Below are 20090 nucleotides of genomic sequence, written 5' to 3'. Positions count from 1 at the left end.
TGTATAGTACAGATACTTCCAGCTGGCTGACTCTCAATCGAGATCTATGCCAATTCGTGTGCAAGAAGTCGGGCTCACCAGTTTCACGAGCATCACGAGTATCGCAAGCTTATGCATCTCATGTAGAAACTTGGGCTCGTGCAGATACTCAACCATTCGCCCATTCGAGCGCATGTAGCGAGTCGAGTGCGTCGGAAAAATTCTCCCCCTGCTTCATCTGCCAATTTCAAGCAAAGGATCAATCCCTCCACGCGCGGACCACTCCCAGTCCAGATCGTAAAAAGTACCTGTATAGTACAGATACTTCCAGCTGGCTAGGATACAGCTTGTTTCTGCCTGCATGGTGTGAATCGGCCTCTGGGGTTTTGGTGAGAATCAGCTGGATTACCATTCACAGATTGGCGGTGAAATCAGCGTATTTTGGTAATCTTAATTATAAATAATTAATGAACATTGTGACTTGTCACAGCTCGTTTTCGCTGTCAGATTTTGCCACGAGCAAACCGCAATCCATTTTGCATCATTCGTCACCTCCGGCAGACACACTGGATTTGTTCAAAACTCACATCAAGCAAGCTTATCACCAGCACATTGAAATCGGTATTACCCGCAGAGCTAAATACAAAAAACCTACACTATAGGCATGAGATGACTAACAGATGGGATTTTCAACATGCCGATTTGTCACCAATAATGAACAGGCCGGCGTCGAAGCCAGTTGACAGACCCATCATGTACGATTTGGGCTGAATGAATGAGCTTGGCTACAGATCAACCATATCTTGACCATCTAGCTGAAGTAAGGATTCCGCCTGTCGCAAATTACTATTTTTTCAGCTGTCGCCATTTATAAAATCGTCGCTAATATTGATAATTCGTGATCTTACGCGTTATATTTACTTATTTTGCATAACTTAGAGCGTGTAATCTTTGCTGAAATCTTGAGTCAGCTATGATGTCGTGGCGCAGCACATAATGATTCGGTGGATTTCAGCCCCGTCACGCTTACTTTATTTAGTAACAATGATGCATAAGTAGACCGCTTAGAGTGACTTAGCACTAACGGGGGATTGATTGAAGATTTGTAATACACTCTGCAGGCTGGTGATCGAGCGCCTTGGACGCTGTTGATTTGAGCCTCATGCAAACAAGCTAGCCAATGGGTATCAATAAAGGCCCATCACTTTCTGTTAGCCCCCATGCTCAATGCTTATCCGCGGACCGATTCATCCTAACAGCCGCAGTTTTCTTCTTTAACTTTTCAGCTGGTCGACGATTTGATGAAAACGCGGCCACTCGCCCCTGCGGCATCACATTTGCCCCGTGTCATTTCGCGCTCACCCCGTAAAAGCTAGCTGGAAATCTAGAAATGATGAATATTCTGATCTGAGAAAATTTGATCTCAATCATCAGCTGGCTTACGCGCCGATTGAGGTAATTTGAGCGCGTGACAGGTCACAACGATTACCGACTACGCAGATGCAGAGCCATCGCCTAATAGGCAGAAACCAACATCTCGGCGCCCTGCAGATCGAGGCACAAATACGGACTCGATTTAGCTAGAAATCCAGCTACCGATCGATTCATCACCTACAAACCAATGCCAAGTCATTGACTCATTTAGCTAGAAGGAATCAGCTAGATAATGCGTATCATCCATTGCCGCTCAGTGGAAATTCTGCATCAGACAAAAATTTCTCACCTTTCCCCTCTCGACAAATGAACACATCTCCGTAGTGTACTTGTATTAAAAGTTAACTTTCATCAATCATTACATGGACGATTTTAAACCTGCCCCAGATACACCAGCTGAAGATCTATCACCAGCTGAAGAAACACCAAGCATTAGTAACCCAAGTGGTTTACCTGACGATGACGTAGCAGCGATTGATGAACTGGGTCGTGTTTACCAGGCATTTAAAGACGAGCTAGGCAAAGTCATCATTGGCCAAGAGCAAGTCATTGAGCAGCTGGCGATTGCACTTTTCGCTCGCGGTCACGCGCTGCTTATGGGTGTGCCTGGACTAGCTAAAACGCTATTGGTTTCATCTGTAGCCGAGACCATGAACCTGAGCTTCAGCCGCATCCAGTTTACACCGGATCTGATGCCAGCTGACATTACAGGCACTGACATTCTTCAGGAAGCCGCTGGCGGCAAGCGTCAGTTTGAGTTCATCAAAGGTCCAGTATTTGCCAATCTGGTGCTGGCTGATGAGATCAACCGTGCGCCCGCTAAAACTCAGTCAGCGATGCTTGAGGCGATGCAGGAACACAAGGTGACCGTGCTTGGTGATACCTATAAACTGGCGCCTCCATTTTTTGTATTAGCTACCCAGAACCCGATCGAACAAGAAGGTACTTACCCGCTGCCGGAAGCGCAGCTCGACCGCTTCATGTTCCTTATCGAATTTGAATACCCAAGCCACGAAGAAGAACTGCGCATTGCCCGTGAAACCACAGGCGCTGGCAAAGTCACTCTGGATCACATTTTACACGCCGAGCAGGTCATTGCTTTCCAAGAGCTAGTTCGCCGCGTGCCTGTGCCTGAGCACATCTACGAGTATGCCGTGGAGATCGTGCGCAAAACTCGCCCCGGTCTGGAAACCACTCCGCAGTGGGTGAAAGATTACGTCGGCTGGGGTGCTGGCCCACGTGCGGTGCAGTATCTCATTCTCGGTGCAAAAGCTCGCGCTGCGCTACATGGATCGTACATGGCACGGCTGGAAGACATCGAGGCGGTTGCTCGCCCAGTGCTTAGCCACCGCGTGATCACCAACTTCGCTGCTGAATCTCAGGGCATGAATTCTACCGTCGTGGTGAAACGTCTGGTGGATGAAATGCACGACGGCGCCCAGTAATCGACCCGCAGCAAACCCATACCGGCTGAAAATACTTTCCTGTGAAATACGATTTCCTCGATCATGAAGTTCTTGTGCGACTTGGCATTTTGCCAATGGAGTCGCGCCAGCCGATGTCTGGCAATGTCGCTGGTCGTCACCGCTCGCCGCACCGCGGGTCCTCGGTAGAATTTGCCGAGTACCGCAAGTACGTGCAAGGTGATGATACTCGCCGACTCGACTGGAAAGCCTACGCGCGCTCAGATCGCTACTATATCAAGGAATTTGAAGCGGATACCAACATGCGTGGGTATTTTGTACTCGATTCTAGTGGCTCGATGGATTTCCAAGGAGCCAATGATTCGCGTGTGCAGATGGCGCGCCAGCTGATTGCTCACCTCGCCTACTTGCTGGTCGATCAAGGTGATGCCGCTGGCCTTTCTGTCTGCTCAGATAAAATCAACATCGAAGTGCCACCGAGCCGCCGCGCTGCCCACCTTAACCATATTTTTGATACCCTGGCGAAAACCAAACCAGCTGGCCAAACTGGGCTTGTTGATGCACTGCATCTACTGGCGGACAAACTTCCCCAGCGCAGCATGGTTTTCATCATGTCGGATTTATTCTGCGATACCGAAGAACTAGCCGATGCGCTCCAGCACCTCAAATTCCGCAAACACGACATCGCGGTTTTCCACCTGATTGATCGCGCGGAGATTGATTTCAATTTCCAGCGACCACATCGGTTTGTCGACATGGAAGATAAAACCACGGTGGTAGCTGAGCCGGTATTAATTGCCGACGAATACAAAGCCGCCATGACAGCCTTCCTCCAGCAGGTAGAAATCAAATGTCACGACGTCGCTGCCGATTATCGATTGGTCACCAGCGATCAAAGTTTTGAAAAAGTCATCCACGATTTCCTTGAAGCGCGCATCCGCCGCAAAGGATCCCATTAACAACCCGAGTAACCCAGAAGCCAACGCGTGAGTTTTTTAAATCCAGCCATTCTATGGGGACTGCTAGCTGTCAGCTTGCCGGTGATCATTCACCTGCTCAACCGCCGGCGCCACCGCACTGTGCAGTGGGCGGCGATGGAGTTTCTTCTCAAAGCCACTCGTGAGTCGCGTGGCAAAAAGAAACTCAAATACATCATCATCCTCACCTGTCGCGCGCTGGCTATCGCCGGACTCATTCTTGCGCTAGCTCAGCCCATTGTTGGTGGGCTATTTGGCTGGGGCGGCAGCAAACTTGATACCGTCATTCTCATTCTCGACCGCTCAGCTAGCATGGAAATGCAATCCGCTGACGGACGCACCAGCAAACGCCAAGCTGCGCTGGAAAAAGCGGCTGCTGCGATTGCTGAGCTCAACCATCCAAAGTTGGTGCTTATTGAAAGCGCTGGCGGCGAAATTATCGACGTCGACTCGCCAGAGGTTCTGCTTGAGCTCGACGCCGCCAAAGCAACCGATACCGCAGCCAATATCCCCGAGCTCATCTTGCGCGCCATCGACTACATGATGGATGTAAATACGGGCCGCACAGAAATCTGGGTCGCCTCAGATTTGCAGGCCAATGACTGGGAACCACAAGCAAGCCGGTGGGCAGCTGTGCGCGCTGGCATGCAAGATCTGCCAGCTACCACAAGACTGCGCATCCTCGGACAGCCAGAAGTTTCTAGCTCAAATTATAGCATCAAAGTGACCTCCACCACACGTCAGGACGATGCATTATTGCTCGACATCGAACTCACACGCAGCAGCGAGCTGGTAGCCACCTCGATCCCAATCACCTACAGCATTAATGGCTCGCGCAACTCAGATAAAGTCACCATCAATGGCGGCTCGATCCGCTTCCAAAAACGCCTACCGCTCGGCGGTCAGGCCGATGGCGGTCATGGATTTGTTGCCATTCCAGCTGACACCAACCCGAGCGATAACGTCTATTATTTTGCCTACGGCGAAGATGCACCAACACGCAGCTGGGTGGTCACCGAGAGCATTGGTGAATCCGCTGATTGGCTGAAAATCGCTGCCGCGCCTCCTGGCTACGGCAGCCAAGAAGTGGAAGTTGTCACCGCTACTCGCGCCCACACCATCAGCTGGGAGGATGCCGCTATGATCATTTGGCAAGCTCAGCTGCCAACGGGCGCAAATGCCGACATGCTTTCCAGCTACCTCGAAAATGGTGGCCAAGTATTATTTTTCCCACCACACGGCGAAGACAAAGGAAGCTTTTTGGGCATCCAATGGGCAAATGTCGTGCAAGCCGCTAGCGGCAGCTACCACATCGTTAGCGAATGGGACCGCGGCGACGGCCCGCTGCGCAATGGCATTGAAGGCGGCGCCGTGGGAGTTGATAAATTGCGAGCCATTCGCTACCGTCGTCCAGTTGGCGACGCTGCCATTCTTGCTGAGTGGGACAAATCTAAATCGCCCCTATTATTACGTCGCATTCAGGGCAATGGCACGGCGATCTTCTTCACCACCCTGCCAGATTACAAATGGTCCAACCTAGCTGACGGTGATGTTTTATTGCCGCTGGTTCAGCGACTCATCGAAGATGGCAGCCAGCGGTTTGGTTCGGCATTTTCAGCCACCGCAGGCAGCAATCAAATGCAGCTCAAGCCGGGCGAAATCCGCGAGCGTCTCGATACCCGCACTGAAGGTGAAACAATTTCCACACAAGCCGCCTACCACGCTGGTGTGTGGAAATTGGGTGATCGCACATTGGCAGCCAACCGACCAGCTGGCGAAAACGACTGGCTGATGGTTGAAGATAGCCAGCTCGCTCAGCTACTCGACGGCGTCGATTATTTATTATTTGCCGACCAAGCCGGCAGCTCAGCGCAAGTTGAGCAAGCGTGGCGCGCCTTCCTCTTTGCCATGTTGATGTTCATGATTGCGGAAGCATTGCTCTGCCTGCAGCCAAGAAAATCTCGCCCACCTGCGCCACCATTCGTGCCGTCAACCGAATCCAAACCACTCTAGTTTAACTCGTGAATTTTCGCATTTTCCAAGTCCACTTTTCAGCCAGCCCGTGGGTATTTGCCCTCAGCCTGATTGCGCTGGCAATACTGGCCGCGCTGTGTGTTGTGGCCATTCGCCGATCTCAACGGCCAGTGCGCGCGGTATTGCTGGAAGGAACTCGATTTTTGGTTGGCTGTTTGGTGGTTGCTTTGTTGTGGCAGCCGGAATGGCGCACGCAAAAAATCCCGACAAGCAAACCAGAAGTAGTCATCTTAACCGACGCCTCGCTATCGATGAAAACCGTCGACGCACGTTTGCCGATGGCTGTGGATCCGCGTCAGGAAGTGGTTTCGCGCTCCAGCTGGATCGATCGCATCATGAAGTCCGACATGTTTGCTGGCCTCAATGAACAATCCGAATTCACCATCACCGAGGAATCATTCTCTGCGCCTCCAGCTGATGCCGACGATGAACTCGCCAGCATGAGCGGCACAGATATACGCGCCGCGCTGGAAAATACACTCGAATCACGCGACAACCTGCTCGCCGTGATCATGCTGACCGATGGCGATTGGAATGAAGGTGGCGCTCCCGTCGCAGCCGCGCAAAAAATGCGCAGTCGCAAAGTACCTTTATTTGCCATCCCCGTAGGCAGCCAGACACGACTGCCGGACCTCGAGCTCGCCAAAGTCACCGCACCCACCTATGGTATCATTGGCGAAAACGTGCAGATTCCCTTTATCATCAAAAGCTCGCTGCAGCGTGACGTGCGCACCACAGTGAGACTGCGCGACATCAACTCAAAGCTAGAAGTTTCCAAATCCATCACCATTCCAGCTGGCGCCGAATACCACGATGCCGTGCTCTGGCGCATTCAGGATGAACAAAATGCTACGCTGGAAATTTCCATCCCAGTAGCGCAAGGCGAAGTAGTAGAAAGCAACAATAGCCGCCAATTCACCATCTCTGGCCGCAATGAATCCATCAAAGTGCTGGTCATCGATACCCTGCCGCGCTGGGAATATCGATTCATTCGCAACGCGCTTTACCGCGACCCCGGCGTGGACGTGGATTGCTTGATGCTGCACCCGCAGCTGGGCACTGGTGACGGGCCTGGCTACATTCAGCAATTTCCCGAAGACCTAGAAGAGCTGCAGAAATACGATGTGGTTTTCCTCGGCGACGTTGGCATTGGCAACGACCAGCTGACCAGCAAGCAAGCTGAGCTGCTACGCGGTCTGGTTGAACAACAAGCCAGCGGCATCGTTTTCATCCCCGGGCCACAGGGAAATCAATTCACCCTGATGGACAGCCCGCTGGGAGATCTGATCCCAGTGATCATGGACGCCAAACAAAAAGAAGGCATTCGTGATTCGGTCGACTCCAAACTCAACTTGACCAGCCAAGGTGCCGGCTCACTGCTCACCATGCTCGGTGATACGGAAGAAGAAAACCCAGAGATCTGGAAAAACCTTCCGGGATTTTATTGGCACGCGCCAGTGATCAAAGCCAAAGGCGGCACCGATGTGCTGGGCGTTCACGCCAACCGTCGCAACCAATCAGGTAACCGCATTCCGCTTTTGGTCACCCAGCTATCTGGCAATGGCAAAGTGCTCTTCCTCGGTCACGACTCAGCATGGCGGTGGCGCCGCGGCGTGGAAGACCTCTATCATTATCGATTCTGGGGGCAAGTCGCCCGCTGGATGTCATACCAGCGAAATATGGCAGCTGGCGAACGTGTGCGCATGTATTTCACCCCCGATCGTCCAGCTCCCGGCGAAACCGTTACCATCAATGCCAATGCCTTTGATGAAAATGGCGCGCCGCTAGAATCTGGCGAGGTCATTGTGGACGTCATCGATCCAGCTGGAAAAACCCAGCGCATGGCACTCACCCGCGCGGAAGGTGCTTGGGGTGCTTATAGTGGTCGGGTGAAAATCAACCAAACCGGCGCGTGGAAAGTGAATGCTTTCACCACGCTCGCTAGTGACAAGGTGGTGGAATCCACACTCATCGCTCAGGGTGCCGCTATCGAGATGATCGGCCAGCCAGCTAGACCCGAAGTTTTGGATGAATTATCACGCATTTCTCAAGGACGAGTTTTACAATCCGATAAGCTCAGCGATTTGATCCGCGAGATTGGTTCGCTGCCAGCGCCAAAACCGCTGGAAACACGCACGCCGCTGTGGTCGCATTGGCTCAGCGCCGTGGTGATCATTTCCCTGCTCGGACTATTTTGGATCGGCCGCAAACTTAATGGGACATTTTAGTGGTCAGTGAGCAGTGTGCTGTGATCAGTGACGCAAGCGCGTGGCTGGTTTTTCTACACCCGCATGCGTCTATTTTCAGCTAGCTGGAAATGGCTCAGCCCAGCTAGCAAACTTCATAGCTACTAGCTCAGTCAAGATGCGGTGGCGGGCTTAGGGATTTCCTGCTCCAATCATTTATTTGATCTGAGTCCATTTGAGACGCGGATTTTTTCGCATTCTGAAAACTGAACACTGAAAACTAGCCAACTGTCAGTCAAAAGCGGAGAAGGATCTCCGCACTCAAAAGCCTGCGGCAGATCTGCGGCGCGCAAAGGTAAAAAAAAGCCGCCCGTGAAGATTCACGGACGGCTTTGGAAATTTTGCTCAGTTTGGAACTGAATACTTGATTAGACTGGCATTGGGAATGCCTTGTTGAAGGCATAAACCTGCTCGCGGATTTCGTGAAGCTTGGCTTCGTCTTCGCGGTTTTCGATCGCTGCGTGGATGAAATCAGCCACTTGCTCGATGTCAGCTTCTTGCATGCCACGTGAGGTTACCGCTGGAGTGCCGATGCGGATGCCACTTGGCTTGAATGGGCTGGCTGTGTCGAATGGGATCGAGTTTTTGTTCACGGTGATACCCGCTTCGTCGAGTGCTTCCTGAACGATCGCGCCGTTGAGGTCGTTTGGACGAAGGTCAACCAGCAGAACGTGGTTGTCAGTACCGCCAGAAACCACACGGTAACCGTGCTTAGTCAGGCGAGCGGCAAATGCTTGCGCATTTTTCACTACTTGTGCTTGGTAGTCTTTGAACTCAGGCTTGAGTGCTTCACCAAAACAAACTGCTTTAGCGGCAATCACGTGCATGAGCGGTCCGCCCTGCACACCTGGGAAGACGGATCCATCGATCTTCTTCTGGTATTCTTCTTTGCAGAGAATCACACCACCACGTGGTCCACGCAGTGATTTGTGAGTCGTTGTAGTTACAAAATCAGCGTGTGGCACTGGGTTGTTGTGAGCACCACCAGCAACGAGGCCAGCAATGTGCGCCATGTCAACAAACAGGTAAGCACCTACTTTTTTGGCAATTTGCCCCATGCGCTCGAAGTCGATCTCACGCGGGTAAGCACTAGCACCACAAGTAATCAAAGCAGGTTTGACTTCCTCGGCTGTTTTTTCCAGCGCATCGTAGTCGATTTTCTCATCATCAGCGCTAACGCCGTAATGAGTTACTTCGTACAACTTGCCTGAGAAGTTTGCTTTGTGACCGTGTGTGAGGTGACCACCGTGTGCCAGATCCATAGTGAGGATCTTGTCACCTGGCTTCAGCACTGCAAAATAAACTGCGGTGTTTGCCTGTGAACCAGAGTGTGGCTGCACGTTAGCGTGATCTGCACCGTAAAGTTCCTTAACGCGGTCGATAGCAATTTGCTCAACCACATCAACTTCTTCACAACCACCGTACCAACGACGACCAGGATATCCCTCGGCGTATTTGTTGGTAAGCACGCTACCTTGAGCTTCCATCACAGCTGGGCTGGTGAAGTTCTCAGAAGCGATCAGCTCGATGTTTTTGCGCTGACGTTTTTCTTCCTTAACGATGCATGAGAAAACCTCTGGGTCATTCACCGCGAGGGTGCTGCCAGATGCTTTACATAGGCGAGCCTCGTGGCGTCCACCTTCAAATTCAGCAGCCAAGAAAGCATCTACGCTAGCAGTGGCATCTTCAGCTGTAAGGTAATCAGCGGCGAGACAGAGCACATTGGCGTCGTTGTGTTGACGTGTTACTTCTGCCTCCTTCGCTGAGCGAACGATCGCGGCACGGATGTCGCGATGGCGATTGGCGGCAATGCTCATGCCGATGCCAGATCTACAGATCAAGATGCCGCGGTCGGCATATTCATCAGTAACCTGCTTGGCTACAGGCATTGCTGCATCTGCATAATCAAATGACTCGGCAGAGTCAGTTCCGAAATCTTCCACTTCGTGGCCAGCGGCCTCAAGATGAGAGATGATTGTTGCTTTCAGTTCATATCCGCCGTGATCGGCGCCAATCGCTATTTTCATAGTTTCCTTAAGTCTGAGTGTTGAGGTCGGACGACAAGGACGACTTAGCCCAAGTTCTTGGCAACTGCAACTACATTAGCTGCTGTCATTCCAAGCTTCTCCATTACGGTATTGCCTGGAGCTGAGATGCCGAAGCGATCGATGCCGATCACTTCACCTTCTGTGCCGACGTATTTCCACCACAGACCACTCACACCTGCTTCAATAGCAACGCGTTTGGTGCATGCTGCTGGCAGAACGCTTTCTTTGTACTCAGCGCTCTGGCGATCGAATCGCTCAACACATGGCATAGAAACAACACGTACACCTGCACCAAGTTCTTTAGCTGCTTCAACACAGTGCTGAAGCTCAGAACCTGTACCGATGAGGATGAGCTTGAGATCGCCTTCTTCTTGCTTAACCACGTAACCACCTTTGTAAGCGCCTTCGCGACGTACTTGAGCTGGTAGCTCAGACATGTTAGCCACAGCTTGACGAGTGAGGAAAAGTGCAGTTGGTCCGTCAGTGCGGTGCATTGATGCTGCCCATGCGCCGGCAGTTTCTTCTGGGTCAGCTGGACGCATCACGTCGAGACCTGGAATCACGCGCAGACCTGAAACAGTTTCAACTGGCTGGTGAGTTGGGCCGTCTTCACCCACACCTACTGAGTCGTGTGTGAGGATGTAAGTTACTGGCAAGTGAGCCAGAGCCGCGATGCGGATAGATGGACGCAGGTAATCAGCAAATACTGCGAAAGTAGCGCCAGAAATGCGGAACAGACCGTCGTATGCTACACCGTTACAGATGGCACCCATAGCGTGCTCACGAATACCGAACCAGATGTTGCGGCCTTCGTAGTCGTCAGCGCCAAAATCGCCGCCGTCTTTGATGTAGTTTTTAGTAGATCCGTAGAGGTCAGCTGAACCAGTGATCGCTTGTGGCATTGCCTTAGCGATTGACTGAATCACTGCGCCGCCTGAGCCACGAGTTGCATCTTTGTAATCAGCGCCAAATTCAGGGATTTGGTCGAGAAGATCTGATGGTACTGACTTAGTTACGCCAGCCTTGAGCTCTTCAGCGAGTTCTGGGTTAGCAGCTTCCCAAGCAGCAAATGTTTCGCCCCAAGCAGCAAACTCAGCAGCTTGTGCTTCTTGTTGGCTAGCGAAGAATGCGCGTGTCTCTTCAGATACGAAGAATGTTTCTTCAGGAAGTCCGAGGCCTTTGCGTGCAGACTCAGCGTAGTTAGCGCCGCCTTCACCGTGGCCAGCTGCTGTACCAGCAACTTCAGGAATGCCGCGACCGATCTCAGTCTTAGCAATGATCACAGTTGGTTTGCCATTGTCATTAGACTTAGCTTCTTCCACAGCTTTAGCTACGGCAGCCATGTCGTGGCCATCCACAGTGATGACGTCCCAGCCTTCGCAGCTGAATACGCCAGCTGAATCTTCAGCGCCTTGAGAAACGTCAGCCATCGCGTCAAGAGTAACGTCGTTGCTGTCGTAGATGAGAATGAGGTTGTCCAGCTGAGCATTGCCAGCAAATGCAATCGCTTCACGAGCTACACCTTCTTGCAGGCAGCCGTCACCGTGTAGGGCGATTACGTGGTGGTTAAAGATTTCGTGTTCACCTGTGTTGTAACGAGCTGCAGCGCGCTTACCACTAAGTGCGTAACCTACTGCGTTGGCGATACCCTGTCCGAGTGGGCCAGTTGTTGCTTCTACGCCTGGTGTTTCGTCAAATTCTGGGTGACCTGGTGTGATGCTGTCGAGCACACGGAAATTTTTCACTTCTTCCAGTGAAACGGCATAACCAGAAAGGTGCAGCCATGAGTAGATGAACATAGAGCCGTGACCTGCTGAGAGGATGAAGCGGTCGCGGTTGAGCCACTTTGGAGCAGCTGGGTTAAAGCGTAAGCCACCGCCAAAGAGAACGGAGCCGATTTCGGCACAGCCGAGTGGGAGGCCAAGGTGGCCAGAAGAACATTTATGCACGGCGTCAATTGCGAGACCACGTGCTTCGTTTGCTGTCTGAGCTGGAATCTTCATACGCGCGCAGAATTCATAATCATCACCAATGGCGCAAGCATCAATCGACAGATGTCGCACTTTTTTGTCAATTTTGCCGCAGCTGATAGGACTCAACGACTAATTCAGACAAATTTTTGCCGCAAATCACCCAGCCAGCTGACTCACTGACCACATTTGCCACCAATCTCCCCTATCTTCCCGCGCAGCCAGCACCAGCTATATTAAGCTGAAACTATCTTATACCAGCTGGAAATATCTAGCTGGAAATTTACAGGAATTTGTGACAGGTCACACCGGCTATTGAACTCCAACAAGCTGGAAGACTAACTGAGTGAGCTAGAGAGCAAAAAGCCAAGCCCCAACAGGGGCTGCTATTTTCACCATATCGGCTACAAGCATTAAACTACAATGGAAATTTAACCGAACTGTCGCGATTTGACTCCTCTATCTGTCTAAATTTAAGACACACGGCATTTACGTCACTGGCATTATATGGCACAAATGTGAGGGCTGATGATTCTAATCCAACACTCGAATCTTCATCAGCTACTAATCGAATTTATCACCCGCGTCAGACGGACTAACATTCACTTCATTTTTCAAATCCATGAGCGACGAACTCACAAAACCATTCTTTAGCGAAATTCGCCAGATTCTCGATCAAGCACGGCAGAGAGCAGCTCAGACGGTGAACACAGCAATGGTGGAGGCGTATTGGCTGATTGGCAAACGCATTGTTGAAGAAGAGCAAAGCGGCTCAGCGCAAGCAGACTATGGAAAAGAAACAGTAAAACAGCTTTCCAAATATCTTTCGAATGAGCTTGGCAAAGGATTCTCCGTGGCAAATCTATGGAATATGCGCCAATTCTACCTCACATATGATAAAGAAGACTTTCTCTACGCACTGCGTAGAGAATTGAGCTGGACGCACCACCGCACCATTATGCGAGTCGATGATCCTAAAGCGAGACTCTATTACCTAGATACATGCGCCAATGAGAACTGGAGTTCGCGAGTGCTCGAGCGCCAAATAAAAGCACAAACTTATCAGCGCCTACTCTCAACCCAAAAAGACAACAAAGCTCAATCAAAAGAGAGCCTGCTCAGCACCCAAAACGCTGCCCTCAAGATTCTCAAAGACCCCTATGTGCTCGAATTTTTAGATCTACCTGAAGATCCGAATTTACAAGAAAAGAAATTAGAAACTGCTCTGATCAACGACCTGCAAAAGTTCCTCCTCGAACTTGGCGGAGGATTTTCTTTTGTTGCTCGCCAGATGCGTATCAGCACCGAAACTAGCCACTTCTATCTCGACCTCGTCTTCTACAACTACCTGCTAAAATGCTTTGTGGTCATCGATCTCAAGACCACCAAACTCACTCATCAAGACATTGGCCAAATGGACATGTATGTGCGCATGTTTGACGACCTCAAACGTGGCGAAGACGACAATCCCACAATCGGCATCATCCTCTGCGCCGACAAAGACGAAACCATGGTGCAGTACTCCGTGCTAAAGGAAAGTGAGCAACTCTTTGCCTCAAAATACCGCACTATCCTCCCTACTGAAGAAGAGCTTATAGCAGAGCTCGAGCGTGAGAGACGCTTGCTTGACTAACTTTCTCCGTTGCCGATATTCTTAAATTCAGAAACCCGGAGACTCTCAATGTGCCTAAGAGCCGACGGAGATGGCGCTCCCCAGCCAGCTAGATCTCATCACTATGTTTCATGCGGAAATCGGCGTCGACTTGCACCCCTACGCCTTCAGCTAAGACAAGGACTTTGTCGAGCACGCCGCGGCGGTGTTAATCATCGCGTAGTTTTGCGTCTGAGCTCGCGACAGCAAATATAATTGCCCTTGCCAGCTGGTAATTATGAGCTAATTTATGACCATAAATGAATACGATATTAAGTCATTATTCAGCTAGTATTTCCGAGCTAAAGAAAAACCCAAGTCGGCTTATCGAGGATTCGGGTGGTGAGACGATTGCTATTCTCAATCACAACAAACCAACCGCTTATCTTGTGCCCGCGGAGCGCTACGAGGAAATCTGCGAACTACTCGATGATGTAAATATCGCCAAGATCATTGATCAACGAAAAGCGGAAAAGTTTGGCGCCACAAGCCTCGCGCTCGACGAGCTATAAACGCCATTTTTCAATCATAAAATGCCAGCTAGCTGGCTAGATCTCATCACTGTGTTTCATGCGGAAGTCGGCGTCGACTTCTACCCCGACGCCTTCAGCTAATACGAGAACTTTGTCGAGCACGCCGCGGCGGTCGGCTTCGGCGAGCAGCCGCTCGACTGGCTCGTCGTACGGTTCATTGCCCAGCGGGAAGGTGCCGTAATGCATGGGAATGAGTACGCTGGCGCCGAGGTCTAAAAATGCCTGCACCGCTTCTTCTGGGTTCATGTGCACATCGCGACCGCTTGGCGCGTCGTAGGCGCCAATGGGCATGAGCGCGATGTCGATGCGCTCACGTTTGCCAATTTCTACAAATTCCTCGTAATACGCGCTATCGCCGCAGTGGAAAATATTCAGCCCGTCGGCTTTCACTAGATAACCGCCATAGTCGCGGTGGGTATCGTGCAAATACCGCGCGCCCCAGTGGTGGCTGGGTGTGTGAACTACCTCGAGCTCGTTAAAAACTAGCTGGTCCCAAACTTTCATTTCGTGAACTGCATGAAATCCTAAGCGCTTGACCAAGTTGCCGCTGCCGCGCGGCACGATGATGCCTTCTTTGGAATCGATCACCTTGAGGCTCTTTTTGTGCAAGTGGTCAAAATGCGCGTGCGTGATGAGCACGAGATCAACCAGCGGGATTAAGTCCAGCTCGAGGCCCGGTTCGCGCTGACGTTTTACTAGCCCGTGCCACAGCGCCCAGTTAGGGTCGATGATCAGCGAGTGATTGGCGTATTGCACCAAAAATGAGGCGTGGCCAATCCACGTGATGCGCGCGCTACCTTGCGCTGGCGGATGCAGCACCGGAGCCTTGCGTTCACCATCGCGCGCCTGCACCACCTGTGGGATCACACGGTGACGGAAAAATCGATAGTTGCGTTGCGGCCAGCCTTTTTTGGGCAACAAACCAGCGTATCGCGGCTTCGACGATGAGGGTGGATTTGGCATAGATCCCCCACTCTAATGAATGCATTTGAAATTGCAAACCACAGAGGAAAAAATCTAGCCAACAAGCAGATGATCAGCCAGATGAAGGTTTTGGGTTGGGGGAATTGTGGCCAGCCACGGAGTGGCGACCGCTCGAAGCCCAGGGCAACGCCCTGGGATAAAGTCGCTCTGCATGAGCGAGCCACAGCGTGGCGGTCGTTCGCCAGTGGTGTAACCCGTAGAGCCGTTGATTGATTTCTCGCGCCAGTGCAGTCGATGGCGGACGGTCGCCCCGTGCGGGGCTAGATTTCTCGTCATGCCGTAATCCCATGGCTGCGCCATGGGCTGCGAATGACCGCCCCTCCGGGGCTCAGTTGCGTGACACGATCTAGCTAGTAGTCATAGCCAATGACACCTAACCAACTGCAAGTTAACAGCCAACATCTGAATGGCCAGCCACGGAGTGGCGACCGCTCGAAGCCCAGGGCAACGCCCTGGGTTAGAGTTGCGCTGCATGACCGAGCCACGGAGTGGCGGTCGTTCGCCTGCGGTGTAACCAGTGGTGCCGTTGATTAATTTCTCGCGCCAGTGCAGTCGATAGCGGGTGGTCGCCCCATATGGGGCTAGATTCCTCGTCATGCCGTAACCCCATGGCTGCGCCATGGGCTACGAATGACCGCCCCTCCGGGGCTCAGATGTGTATCACGATCTAGCTAGTAGTCATAAATACATGTCTCTAACCAGCTAGCCCGCTAGCTAGGTTAACCTCGGTTATTTTTTTGCCGATGGACTGGCAAATTGACAGCTAAGAACTCAACCAGAAGAATGACGCAGGCAAAGGGTCTCAATCTACAGAACACGGCTAGATAGTAGATTCAGTTGGATGGCCAGCCACGGAGTGGCGACCGCTCGAAGCCCAGGGCAACGCCCTGGGTCGGAGTCACGCTGCACGAGCGAGCCACAGCGTGGCGGTCGTTCGCCAGTGGCGTATGCAGTCGTGCCGTTGATTGATTTCTCGCGCCAGTGAAGTCGATGGCGGGTGATCGCCCCAGCCGGGGCTAGATTTCTCGCCATGCCGTAACCCCATGGCTGCGCCATGGGCTACGAATGACCGCCCCTCCGGGGCTCAGATGCGTGTCACGATCTAGCTAGTAGTCATAAATACATACCTCTAACTAGCCAGCTAGCTAAGTTGACCTCGGTTTTTTTGCCGATGAACTGGCAAATTGACAGCTAAGAACTCGGCCAGAAGAATGACGCAGGCAAAGGGGCTCAATCTGCAGAACACGGCTACATAGTAGCTTCAGTTGGATGCCCAGCCACGGAGTGGCGACCGCTCGAAGCCCAGGGCAACGCCCTGGGTTGGAGTCACGCTGCATGAGCGAGCCACAGCGTGCCGGTCGTCCGCCTGCGGTGTAGCCAGTGTCGCAGTTGATTGGTTTCTCGCGCTAGCACAGTCGATGGCGGGTGGTCGCCCCTACGGGGCTAGATTCCTCGTCATGCCGTAATCCCATGGCTGCGCCATGGGCTACGAATGGCCGCCCCTCCGGGGCTCAGATGCGTATCACGATATAGCTAGTAGTCATGGCTACTGAAACCTAACCAGCTAACCAACTGAATGGCCAGCCACGGAGTGGCGGTCGTTCGCCAGTGGCGTAAGCAGTCGTGCAGATGATTTCTCGCGCCAGTACAGTCTATGGCGGGTGGTCGCCCCTCCGGGGCTAGATTCCTCGTCATGCCGTAACCCCATGGCTGCGCCATGAGCTACGAACGACCGCCCCTCCGGGGCTCAGATGTGTGGTGCAATCTAGTTAGTAGCCACGCCCGACAGAGATACCGGATAACTCATACAGCCAGAGCTTCCTTTTATCCAGCTGGATGCCTTTCATTTATCTGGCTAGAGACACCTATCCAATTTACATCATCCCTGCTCGCTATATTCGGGTCACCTCCAGCCAGCTAGGCACAAAAAAGCGGTGGGCCCGATTGGGACCACCGCTTGGAAATGAATTGGCTCAGCGAGGTGAATTACTCAGCAGCGTCAGCAGCAGGAGCTTTTTCCTTTTGCTTAGCGTCGCGCAGAGCGGCACGAAGAGACATCTTCACGCGGCCACGGTCATCAACACCGATGCACTTAGCGGTAACGATGTCACCTTTCTTAACAACGTCTTCAGACTTCTCAACGCGGCCTTCAGCCAGCTCAGAGATGTGAATGAGGCCGTCTTTGCCAGGAAGCACCTGCATGAAGGCACCGAAGTTTGTAGTAGAAACGATAGGACCTTCGTAGATCTCACCAACTTCAACTTCAGCAAACATCTGCTTGATCATCTGCATTGCGCGGTCGAGGCTTTCTTTCTTAGATGCGTATACGTTTACAGTACCGTCGTCTTCGATGCTCACCTCAGCACCAGACTCAGCCTGGATGCCTTTGATGTTTTTGCCGCCAGGTCCGATGAGTTCACCGATGCGATCTGGATCGATCTTAGTGGACTCGATACGTGGAGCGTGCTCAGAAACGTCACCAGCTTCGCTGACAACTGAGAGCATCTTGTCGAGCACGAGTGCGCGACCGTCTTTAGCTTGGTAGATGGCTTCTTCGAGGATGGTAAGTGGGATACCGTCGAGTTTGAGGTCGAGCTGGTATGATGTCACACCGTTTGGAGTACCACAGAGTTTGAAGTCCATGTCGCCGTAGAAATCTTCAGAACCGATGATGTCGAGAAGGCGCTCGTAGCGGAGCATGTTGCCATTTTCATCAAAATCAGTAACCAGACCAACTGAGATACCAGAAACTGGTGCGATCAGTGGCACACCAGCGCCGAGGAGTGACATGGTACCAGCACAAACAGTAGCCATTGATGATGAGCCATTTGACTCAAGCACTTCTGAAACTGTACGCACTGCGTATGGGAATGATTTCTCGTCAGGAATCACTGGAGCGATTGAGCGCTCAGCGAGGTTACCGTGACCGATTTCACGACGGTTGAGGCCACCAAAGCGACCTGCTTCACCTACTGAGAATGGAGGGAAGCTGTAGTGAAGGATGAAGCGCTTGCTGTCTTCGCCACCTGCGTAGTTGTCGAAGTATTGACGTTCGTCAGCTGGAGCGAGTGTAGAAACGGCAAGTGCCTGAGTTTCACCACGGGCAAAGAGAGCTGAGCCGTGAACGCGTGGAAGCAGACCTTCTTCAGCGAAGAGCGGACGTAAGTCAGCTGGAGTACGACCGTCAGCACGCTGACCTTTGTCGAGGATAGAAATGCGGAATGCTTTCTTCTGCAGGAATTCGAATGCCTGCTCGATCTCGAAATCAGTAGTTTCTGGGAAACGCTCGAGGATAGTAGCTTCTACTTCGTCACGAAGGGCGCCAACTTTCTTGCCGCGCTCGTGCTTAGTAGCTGCGTAGATGGCATCTTCGATGCGGTCGCCAGCGATTTCGTAAGCGATGTCAAGGAGGTCTTGCTTGGCCAGAGTAACGTCGTATTCACGAGTCTCTTTACCAGCTACTGCCTTGAGTTCTTCCTGAGCAGCTACGAGGATTTGCACGTTCTCTTGAGCGAAGTGCAGCGCCTTGATGAATTCTTCTTCAGGGATCTGGTCAGCACCACCTTCGATCATGATGACGTTTTCTTTGTCACCAACGTAAACGAGGTCGAGGTCAGATTCTTCACGCTCTTCGAATGTTGGGTTAACAACAAACTCGCCGTCAACGCGACCAACACGCACAGCGCCGATTGGGCGAGCGAATGGGATGTCAGAAATAACCAGTGCAGCAGAAGCGCCGTTCATGGAGAGGATGTCAGCATCGTTGATGCCGTCAGCTGAAAGCATCAGCGCTACGATCTGTGTCTCGTAGAGGTAGCCTTTTGGGAAAAGTGGGCGGAGTGGACGGTCAGTCATGCGGCAAGTGAGAATTTCCTTCTCAGTTGGACGACCTTCACGCTTGAAGTAGCCACCTGGGAAAACACCAGCAGCAAATGCGCGCTCTTTATATTCAACAGAAAGCGGGAACCATGACTGGCCCGGCTTGATTTTTGTCAGTGAGCAAGCAGTCACGAGGACTGTTGTCTCGCCTGATGAAACGACAACTGCGCCGTCAGCGAGTTTCGCCATTTTACCAGTTTCGAAACTGATAGGATTCGCGCCGACCTGGCCCGTTACTTTATGGATGTTCATATTCATATTCTTCTAAGTCTTCATCCCGGATGGCTATCCGGGGGTGTCTCGTGGGGAGTGCCAGCTGGACCATTGAAATCAATGCTTAGCTAGCTGACCACGTTGCAGGTGAGACCTTGGTTATCCGCAACATGGCTTCAAAACAAAACGGCCACGGTAAGTTACCGTGACCGTCTTGCGGAAATTTTCATTAGCGACGAAGGCCAAGACCTGTAAGGCACTTCTGGTAGCGCTCAGGTGATTGCTTCTTAAGGTAGTCGAGAAGCTTACGACGGTTAGCTACCATGCTGAGAAGACCGCGGCGGCTTGCGAAGTCTTTCTTGTGGATTTTGAGGTGTTCTGTAAGCTCGATGATGCGCTTAGTAAGAACAGCAACTTGGTAGTCTGCGCTACCTGTGTCACCTTCGTGCAAACGGTAGTCTTGTGGATTGATAGTATTTTCGCTCATAGCAGTATATATTTTCATCAGGAAGCGTCACCTTGACCCTTCCGCCCTTGTGCGGGACGCGGGAAATAGAACAGATTCAACCAGAAATGCAAGCCACAATGAACGAATCGACAATAATTTTCTAAGCAGTCGTGCAGACGGGCTAGTTTTTGCACAAACGATCGCGTGACGGCATGTTTATCACGTTCAATCAACTGACTCCATTTCCTCTAATTAATTGCTGACATATCT

At 51.9% G+C, this 20090-nt stretch carries 13 protein-coding genes; 6 read left to right on the top strand and 7 right to left on the bottom strand.

What is annotated here, in order from left to right:
* The first annotated feature begins 1844 nt into the window (after window positions 1–1844).
* From JIN82_RS10040 to JIN82_RS10025, 4 genes are read left to right on the top strand one after another with little or no spacing between them, the layout of a single operon-like run.
* Window positions 1845–2858, top strand: coding sequence for an AAA family ATPase (locus JIN82_RS10040; RefSeq protein ID WP_425511515.1), 1014 nt, complete (start codon window positions 1845–1847; stop codon window positions 2856–2858).
* Window positions 2859–2899: 41 nt separating this feature from the next.
* Window positions 2900–3796: a DUF58 domain-containing protein gene (locus JIN82_RS10035; RefSeq protein WP_325099493.1), complete on the top strand. Its 897-nt coding sequence runs from the start codon at window positions 2900–2902 to the stop codon at window positions 3794–3796.
* Between the two features lie 27 nt (window positions 3797–3823).
* Window positions 3824–5827, top strand: a complete 2004-nt coding sequence (locus JIN82_RS10030) for a BatA domain-containing protein (protein ID WP_200311492.1) — start codon at window positions 3824–3826, stop codon at window positions 5825–5827.
* Window positions 5828–5835: 8 nt separating this feature from the next.
* On the top strand, window positions 5836–8076 hold the full coding sequence (locus JIN82_RS10025; protein ID WP_200311491.1) for a VWA domain-containing protein: 2241 nt from the start codon (window positions 5836–5838) through the stop codon (window positions 8074–8076).
* A 386-nt stretch (window positions 8077–8462) separates the two neighbouring features.
* Here the strand turns inward: JIN82_RS10025 and rpiB are convergent, their stop codons facing one another.
* On the bottom strand, window positions 8463–10121 hold the full coding sequence (rpiB, locus tag JIN82_RS10020) for a ribose 5-phosphate isomerase B (RefSeq protein ID WP_200311490.1): 1659 nt from the start codon (window positions 10119–10121) through the stop codon (window positions 8463–8465).
* Between the two features lie 44 nt (window positions 10122–10165).
* Window positions 10166–12145, bottom strand: coding sequence for a transketolase (tkt, locus tag JIN82_RS10015; protein WP_200311644.1), 1980 nt, complete (start codon window positions 12143–12145; stop codon window positions 10166–10168).
* Window positions 12146–12734: 589 nt separating this feature from the next.
* On the opposite strand from tkt, the gene JIN82_RS10010 reads away from it, so the two are divergent.
* Both JIN82_RS10010 and JIN82_RS10005 read left to right on the top strand, forming a co-directional pair.
* On the top strand, window positions 12735–13745 hold the full coding sequence (locus JIN82_RS10010; protein ID WP_200311489.1) for a PDDEXK nuclease domain-containing protein: 1011 nt from the start codon (window positions 12735–12737) through the stop codon (window positions 13743–13745).
* Between the two features lie 278 nt (window positions 13746–14023).
* Window positions 14024–14275 carry a type II toxin-antitoxin system Phd/YefM family antitoxin gene (locus JIN82_RS10005; protein ID WP_200311488.1) on the top strand — a complete coding sequence of 84 codons (252 nt, stop codon included), beginning with the start codon at window positions 14024–14026 and terminating at the stop codon, window positions 14273–14275.
* 36 nt (window positions 14276–14311) lie between these two features.
* Here the strand turns inward: JIN82_RS10005 and JIN82_RS10000 are convergent, their stop codons facing one another.
* The 5 genes from JIN82_RS10000 to rpsO all read right to left on the bottom strand — a co-directional run bounded on the left by JIN82_RS10000 (window position 14312) and on the right by rpsO (window position 19871).
* Window positions 14312–15259, bottom strand: a complete 948-nt coding sequence (locus JIN82_RS10000) for an MBL fold metallo-hydrolase (RefSeq protein WP_200311487.1) — start codon at window positions 15257–15259, stop codon at window positions 14312–14314.
* Between the two features lie 378 nt (window positions 15260–15637).
* On the bottom strand, window positions 15638–15901 hold the full coding sequence (locus tag JIN82_RS09995) for a hypothetical protein (RefSeq protein ID WP_200311486.1): 264 nt from the start codon (window positions 15899–15901) through the stop codon (window positions 15638–15640).
* Between the two features lie 186 nt (window positions 15902–16087).
* Complete coding sequence (locus JIN82_RS09990; RefSeq protein ID WP_200311485.1) at window positions 16088–16336, bottom strand: hypothetical protein; 249 nt, start codon at window positions 16334–16336, stop codon at window positions 16088–16090.
* Window positions 16337–17266: 930 nt separating this feature from the next.
* On the bottom strand, window positions 17267–19411 hold the full coding sequence (locus tag JIN82_RS09985) for a polyribonucleotide nucleotidyltransferase (RefSeq protein WP_200311643.1): 2145 nt from the start codon (window positions 19409–19411) through the stop codon (window positions 17267–17269).
* Window positions 19412–19601: 190 nt separating this feature from the next.
* Window positions 19602–19871 (bottom strand): 30S ribosomal protein S15, encoded by a 270-nt coding sequence (gene rpsO / locus JIN82_RS09980; RefSeq protein WP_425511514.1) that lies wholly within the window; start codon window positions 19869–19871, stop codon window positions 19602–19604.
* Window positions 19872–20090: the final 219 nt, after the last annotated feature.

This window comes from Persicirhabdus sediminis (genome assembly GCF_016595495.1).
Classification (GTDB): Bacteria; Verrucomicrobiota; Verrucomicrobiia; order Verrucomicrobiales; family Akkermansiaceae; genus Persicirhabdus; species Persicirhabdus sediminis.
Note: the sequence above shows the minus strand (reverse complement) of the source record. Positions and strands in the feature narration are given on the sequence as shown.

Coding starts and splice junctions, on each gene's coding strand:
- rpiB (WP_200311490.1), bottom strand. CDS start 10,121: ATGAAAATAGCGATTGGCGCCGATCACGGCGGATATGAACTGAAAGCA.
- tkt (WP_200311644.1), bottom strand. CDS start 12,145: ATGAAGATTCCAGCTCAGACAGCAAACGAAGCACGTGGTCTCGCAATT.
- JIN82_RS10010 (WP_200311489.1), top strand. CDS start 12,735: ATGAGCGACGAACTCACAAAACCATTCTTTAGCGAAATTCGCCAGATT.
- JIN82_RS10005 (WP_200311488.1), top strand. CDS start 14,024: ATGAATACGATATTAAGTCATTATTCAGCTAGTATTTCCGAGCTAAAG.
- JIN82_RS10000 (WP_200311487.1), bottom strand. CDS start 15,259: ATGCCAAATCCACCCTCATCGTCGAAGCCGCGATACGCTGGTTTGTTG.
- JIN82_RS09995 (WP_200311486.1), bottom strand. CDS start 15,901: ATGGCGCAGCCATGGGGTTACGGCATGACGAGGAATCTAGCCCCATAT.
- JIN82_RS09990 (WP_200311485.1), bottom strand. CDS start 16,336: ATGGCGCAGCCATGGGGTTACGGCATGGCGAGAAATCTAGCCCCGGCT.
- JIN82_RS09985 (WP_200311643.1), bottom strand. CDS start 19,411: ATGAACATCCATAAAGTAACGGGCCAGGTCGGCGCGAATCCTATCAGT.